Origin of the sequence: Oleiagrimonas sp. (genome assembly GCF_027858935.1) — a bacterium.
Classification (GTDB): Bacteria; Pseudomonadota; Gammaproteobacteria; order Xanthomonadales; family Rhodanobacteraceae; genus Oleiagrimonas.
In genome coordinates this window covers 1-5,893 of sequence record NZ_JAQIBU010000145.1, presented here as the reverse complement: position 1 = coordinate 5,893, position 5,893 = coordinate 1, and the positions used below count along the sequence as shown (strand labels likewise).

Below are 5,893 nucleotides of genomic sequence, written 5' to 3'. Positions count from 1 at the left end.
GCGGCCAGCTTGATGTGTTCCGCGCCGGCATAGCCGCCGGCGCGGGCGGCCAGGGTATGCAGCATCGGACGCAATCGCTTGCCGCCACTGCCGATGATGTGCTCGGCCACCTGATTGATCAGCACCACGTCGGAGCTCAGGCGTTCGCGAATCAGCGCATCGACTGCAGCCATCTCGGGCGCGGCCAGATCGCGGACCGAGGCGAAGTCGACGGAGCGCGGGCTGGCGTCGGCGGACATGGACATGGGCAGCGAGCAACCTTGGTCTTCGGGGGAGTGCCAATTATAGGGTGCGACGGTGTGTCGTGACGGGGGTATATCCCAGATGCCTATAATGGACCTCGATTTCAGCTTGAGGAAGTGCACACGGTGAAGCTAAGCAAACCGGAAATTCGCAGCGCGTCAGCACTGGCCAGCGTGGTTGGGCTGCGCATGTTCGGCCTGTTCCTCATCCTGCCCGTTTTTGCCGCCTATGCGCGGCATCTTCCGGGAGCCACACCGCTTCTGGTGGGTCTGGCCATCGGCATCTACGGGATCGGCCAGGCGCTGCTGCAGGTGCCCATGGGCATGCTCTCGGACCGTATTGGCCGTCGGGTCACCATCACCCTGGGCCTGCTGGTATTCGTCGCAGGCAGCATCCTGGCGGCGCTTTCGCACAACATCACCGGCATCATCATCGGTCGCGCGCTTCAGGGCGTAGGCGCCGTTTCCGGTGCCAGCCAGGCACTGGCTGCGGATCTTTCGCATCCGGAGAACCGCAGCAAGGTCATGGGCATCATCGGCGTGAGCGTGGGCCTGGCCTTCGTGCTGGCGATCATCCTCAGTGCGCCACTGGCGGCCATGGGCGGGCTTGAAGCCTTGTTCAGCGTGACTGCGGTACTGGCCGCAGGCGCCATCGTGCTGCTGTGGGCCGTTGTGCCCAGGCCCAGCGCACGAAGGGCACCGGCGGCGGCGAGCTGGACGGATGTGCGGCACATGGTGGTGCAGCCCAGGCTGCTGGTGCTCAATGCATCGGTGTTCGTCATGCACACCATGCTCACGGCAAGCTTCGTGGTGCTGCCACTGGTGATGCTGCACGTCAGCGGTATCGCGCTCAACCACCAGTGGGAGCTTTACCTACCGGTGATGCTGGTTTCGGTGGTGGTCATGGGAGGTGTGCTTCGCCGGGTGCGTACAGTTTCTGGAAGCATGAAGCTGATCCTGGTTTGCGCCATCGGATTGGGCGTGTCGCTGTGCGGCTTCGCCGCCATCGGCTATGGGGCCTTCTTCCTCTGGGCCGCGGCCTGTCTGTTCTTCAGCTGTTTCAACCTGCTCGAGGCCACATTGCCCAGCCTGGTCTCGCGCCTGGCGCCCGACCACATGCGTGGTGCGGCTCTCGGTGCCTATGCGACCTGCCAGTTCCTGGGGGCCTTCGTCGGCGGCATGATGGGCGGGATCGGCATGGGGCAACTGGGCACCGCCAGTGTGTTCCTGATCGCCGCTGCCCTGGCCGTGTTCTGGATTCCGCTGGTTGGCTGGGGCATGCGGCACGTGGCCCTGCCCGGTGTGCAAGGACAGGCCGAGTCGGCTTCGGCCTGAGTCTGCGAGCGGCTTGTCCGTGGAGGACTACATGGCAACGGGATCATCACTGATGGTGCGCTCGCGTGGCTGTGCTAGCATCTTCCGTCTTTCTGCACGCAGCGTATTTTGAGGATATATCCATGGCACGCGGCATCAACAAGGTCATCGTGGTCGGCAATCTTGGTGCGGACCCGGAAACGCGCTACACCACCAGTGGGACCCCCATCACCTCGCTCAGCGTAGCGACCAGCGAACAGTGGACCGACAAGCAATCCGGCGAGAAACAGGAACGCACCGAATGGCATCGCGTGAAGATGTTCGGTCGCCTGGCCGAGATCGCCGGCGAGTACCTCAAGAAGGGTCGCCAGGTGTATATCGAGGGATCGCTGCGGACCGACAAGTACACCGGAAAGGATGGCGTCGAACGCTACTCGACCGAAATCATTGCCAACGAGATGCAAATGCTTGGCGGTGGCGAGATGGGCGGCGGCGGTGGCGGTGGACGTCCGCGTGCTGGCCAGCAGCGTTCCGGCGGCGGATACGACCAGTCTTCGCAGGCGGCGCCTGCACCGGCGGCGCAGCAGGGTGGCGATTTCGTAGACGATGACGTGCCATTCTGAAACGTTGGCACAGTGCGGAAAAACAAAAGTCGGGGCACGATTCGCTCCGGCTTTTTTCATGCGTTACGTCCGCAAGGGCGTGCTTGCGTCAACTTGGTGCAGAGGTCAGTCGATATCCAGCTTTTTCAGCTTGTAGCGCAGCGCGCGGAAGGTGATGCCCAGTTTGCGTGCGGCGGCGGTCTTGTTGTAACGCGTCTCTTCGAGCGCCTTCATGATGGCTTCGCGCTCGAGGTTGGAGATGTAGTCATCCAGCGGTTGATCGCTCTTGTGCGGAGGCAGGGGTACGTCCTCGGTCGTACGCTCCACCTCGATACGCGATGGGGACTGTGGACGCGGGGCATGTGCCGGAAGCATCAGGTCATCGGGCTCGATGTCATTGCCTTCGCACATGGCCAGGGCGCGTTCGAGGATGTTTTCCAGTTCGCGCACGTTACCTGGAAAGCTGTAGTTGCGCAGAGCCCCAATCGCCGCCTCGGTCAGCTTGCCCTTCGGCTCGCCAGTGTCTGCGGCCAAGCGTGAAAGTATGACCCCGGTCAGTTCGCGCACGTCATCATCGCGGTCACGAAGCGGAGGAATCTGCAGTTCGATCACGTTGATGCGATAGAACAGGTCCTGCCGGAAATGGCCCTGCTCAACCAGATGCGCCAGATTCTTGTGGGTGGCGGAGAGGATGCGCACATCCACGGAGATTTCGCCGCGCCCGCCGATCGGGCGGACGGCTTTTTCCTGGATCACGCGCAGCAGCTTGACCTGCATGTGCAGCGGGAGCTCCGCCACTTCGTCCAGGAACAGTGTGCCGCCATGGGCGCTCTGGAACAGGCCCTCCTTGTCGGCGTGCGCGCCGGTGAAGCTGCCTTTCTTGTGGCCGAAGAACTCGCTCTCCATCAGCTCGGACGGGATCGCGCCACAGTTGACGGGCACGAACGAGGCGCCTGCGCGAGGACCCTGATCATGGATCAAGCGCGCGGCCAGCTCCTTGCCAGTACCGGATTCGCCACTGATGTACACCGGGGCCTGGCTGCGCGCCAGTTTGGTGATGGTGTTCCGGACCTGGTCCATGGCCGCGGAGGAGCCGATCAGTCGCCCACTGATGGTGGTTGTTTCGCCACCGGAGCGACGTTCCTCCGAGAGCTTGAGTGCTGTCTGCACCAGATTGCGCAAAACCTTGATGTCGACGGGCTTGGATACAAAATCGAACGCACCGGCCTTGAGTGCATTCACCGCAGCATCGACATTGCCATAGGCCGTGATCATGGCTACAGGCATGTCGGGATACTTTTCTGAAATCAGCTCGATCAGGTCCTGCCCGGAGCCATCCGGCAGGCGCATATCGGTAAAGCACAGGTCGTAGGTGTTCTCGCCGAGCAGCTGGGTGGCTTCGGAGACATTGCTCGCCGCATCCACCTCAAGGTCCATGCGTCCGAGGGTAATGGTCAGCAATTCACGGATGTCGCGTTCGTCGTCGACAACCAGGACGCTCTGTTTAGTCATGGCATCTGCGTGGCAGGGGGCGGGAAGCAAGCATAGGTACAGTATCCAGCCTCGGCAAAGGCAGTGCAATGCATTCCATGCCCCGGATCCTCTCCGTACGCCCCGGGCTGAAGCGCAGTGCAGCGTTCCGGTCCAAAAAGAACGACGTCCGACTTCAACCTTGCGCGGGGACCAGCCGGGTTTCCCGGCGGAACACGAACAACGCGACCAGGATCAGCGCCATCGGCACCAGGGTCAGGTAGAAAGCGGTTTCGCCGTTGAACAGCCGGAACACGGTGCCGGTGATGAACGAACCCAGCGTGCCGCCCAGTGCCGAGAACACCACGATCAGGCCGGTCATCCCGGCATGGCGATCCTTGGGCAGGGCACTGAGCATGACCGAGTTGACCACCGGGTAGATCGGCGCCATCAACAGGCCGATCAACGGGAAAATGTAGGTCACCAGTGGCGCATTCAGCCAGGTCACGTCAGGACGGTGCGGCACATGGGCCGCCAGCGGCAGGGTGACTACGACCAGAACGGCCATGCCGGCAAGACAGAAATTGAGCAGCTTGTACCAGTGGATGTGCCTTAGCAGCAGGCCTGCGCTCAGGCGGCCGACCGCAAGCGAACCTGCATAGATGCTGGCTGCCTGCACGCTCATGGCCGCAGGCAGCTTCAGGATTTCGCTGTTGAACGTGGGCAGCCAGGTTCCGACGCCCTGTTCGATCAGCTCATAGAGGAAAATCAGCGCGATGAAGGTATAGATCATGGGCCTGACCATCAGCCGCAACATGTCCATGAAGGCCGCCGGCCGGCCGGCCTCGTCACCATGGGCGGCCGACTCGTCAAGGCTCGAGAAGGCGAGCAGCACCACCACCACCAGGCTGACCACGGCCAGCACCCAGTACACATGAGTCCAGGCCAGGTCTCCCGGATGGGCGTGATCAATGAAGGCGCCGAACAACCAGTAACCGCCAAGCATGCCGATCATGAACAGACCCTCGAGGATGTTCATCATGCTTGCATGACGCTGGCGGTTAGGCATCAGCAGGCCAATCGACGAGTACACCGCCACTTTGACCAGGGCGAAAGTGCTGCCGAATACCGCGAAGATAAGCTCGGTCATGCCAAAGACCGGGTGCAGCGCCATGGCCACACAGGCCACGGCGACCAGACTGTGTCCCAGTATCATGGCCCGTCGGTAGCCCAGTTTGGGCAGGTAGGAAGCGGTGACAAAAGAAACGCCGGCGATCGACAGATCCTTGAAAGCTTCCAGTACGCTGCCGCTCTCCTTGCTGATGGAGAAACTCAGGATCGATTGCAGGATCACCGTGCCAACGCTGTTGAGCAGCACGGCGTAGACCATGTAGCTCAAACCCAGGGAGAAAAAGATCAGGTAGCGTGAAGTCGAGGTCGGTTTCATGTTCGGGCCATGATCAGGAGAGGGCTGGGCGCGGGATGGCCCGTTCAGTGGGTGGGTGCTGGTTCGGACGATACGGGGGTACGGGTCAGGTGTGTCTTGCCATGGTCGTCTCGGCTTACGCGGATGTCGTAGCGCCGTCCGCGATAGGCGATATGGCGCAGCGTCAGCGAGGTCCAGCCTGGCGGCAACACCGGGGGATAGGCGCGGACCAGGCCGCCGTGTTCCAGGCGCAGCCCGGTCAGGCCGTATTCCAGGCTTTGCAGGAAGCCGGCCGAGGTGGCCAGGATGTAGCCGGTGTTGTTGGCACGGGTTTCGGTGCGTACGTTGAACGGTGGTTTCAGGAAACCGACCAGGTTGCGGCCGATCCAGTGGCCGGCACGTGCCGGATCGCCCATCTCGGCGGCGCCCACGGCCAGCATCGACATCATCATTTCGTTGGGATCGTCGCCGTGCACCCGCAACTGCTTGAGCTGGTAGGCGAAGTCATTGCGGCGGACCGCCGGCTTCATCGGCAGATCAAGGTCCGGATACATCAGCCAGGCCAGTGACGAGCCCATCCAGGTGACCTTGTCGTGCGGCACGGATGGATCAAAATCGCGGTGCCGGTTGGCGGATGCATCGAAGGGGATGTACATCTTTGATGCGATCGAGTGCCAGCGCCGATCGGGTTTCGCACCGACGACGTGCGCGGCGCGGACAGCAATGCGCAAGGCCTTGGCGGCGGTGGCATTGGTGAAGGCATCATTGGGGACGTCATCATAGGCCTCGTCGGGCGAGGTCACGTGCAGGATTTCGTAGCGGCCGGCAGACTTGTTCCA

Annotated in this window: 5 protein-coding genes and 1 pseudogene; 2 read left to right on the top strand and 4 right to left on the bottom strand. The window is 62.3% G+C overall.

What is annotated here, in order from left to right; all coding sequences use genetic code 11:
• Positions 1-239, bottom strand: a pseudogene (locus PF446_RS05400) (octaprenyl-diphosphate synthase); the annotation flags it as partial.
• A 129-nt stretch (positions 240-368) separates the two neighbouring features.
• Here PF446_RS05400 and PF446_RS05395 point away from each other — a divergent pair.
• Together PF446_RS05395 and ssb are read left to right on the top strand one after the other, a co-directional pair.
• The gene (locus PF446_RS05395; protein WP_298070224.1) at positions 369-1,577 is read left to right on the top strand and encodes an MFS transporter; all 1,209 of its coding nucleotides are present in this window, start codon (positions 369-371) and stop codon (positions 1,575-1,577) included.
• Positions 1,578-1,699: 122 nt separating this feature from the next.
• Positions 1,700-2,179: a single-stranded DNA-binding protein gene (ssb, locus tag PF446_RS05390; RefSeq protein ID WP_298070223.1), complete on the top strand. Its 480-nt coding sequence runs from the start codon at positions 1,700-1,702 to the stop codon at positions 2,177-2,179.
• A gap of 105 nt (positions 2,180-2,284) precedes the next feature.
• Here ssb and PF446_RS05385 read toward each other — a convergent pair whose 3' ends face one another.
• From PF446_RS05385 to PF446_RS05375, 3 genes are all read right to left on the bottom strand, one after another.
• Complete coding sequence (locus PF446_RS05385) at positions 2,285-3,670, bottom strand: sigma-54 dependent transcriptional regulator (RefSeq protein WP_298070222.1); 1,386 nt, start codon at positions 3,668-3,670, stop codon at positions 2,285-2,287.
• A gap of 154 nt (positions 3,671-3,824) precedes the next feature.
• The gene (locus PF446_RS05380) at positions 3,825-5,075 is read right to left on the bottom strand and encodes an MFS transporter (protein ID WP_298070221.1); all 1,251 of its coding nucleotides are present in this window, start codon (positions 5,073-5,075) and stop codon (positions 3,825-3,827) included.
• Positions 5,076-5,119: 44 nt separating this feature from the next.
• Positions 5,120-5,893, bottom strand: a 774-nt coding sequence (locus tag PF446_RS05375) for a glycosyl hydrolase family 65 protein (protein WP_298070220.1), incomplete at its 5' end; no start/stop codon positions are given.

Excerpts from the sequence above, each read along its gene's own strand:
- ssb (WP_298070223.1), top strand. The coding sequence starts at position 1,700 with ATGGCACGCGGCATCAACAAGGTCATCGTGGTCGGCAATCTTGGTGCG.
- PF446_RS05385 (WP_298070222.1), bottom strand. The coding sequence starts at position 3,670 with ATGACTAAACAGAGCGTCCTGGTTGTCGACGACGAACGCGACATCCGT.
- PF446_RS05380 (WP_298070221.1), bottom strand. The coding sequence starts at position 5,075 with ATGAAACCGACCTCGACTTCACGCTACCTGATCTTTTTCTCCCTGGGT.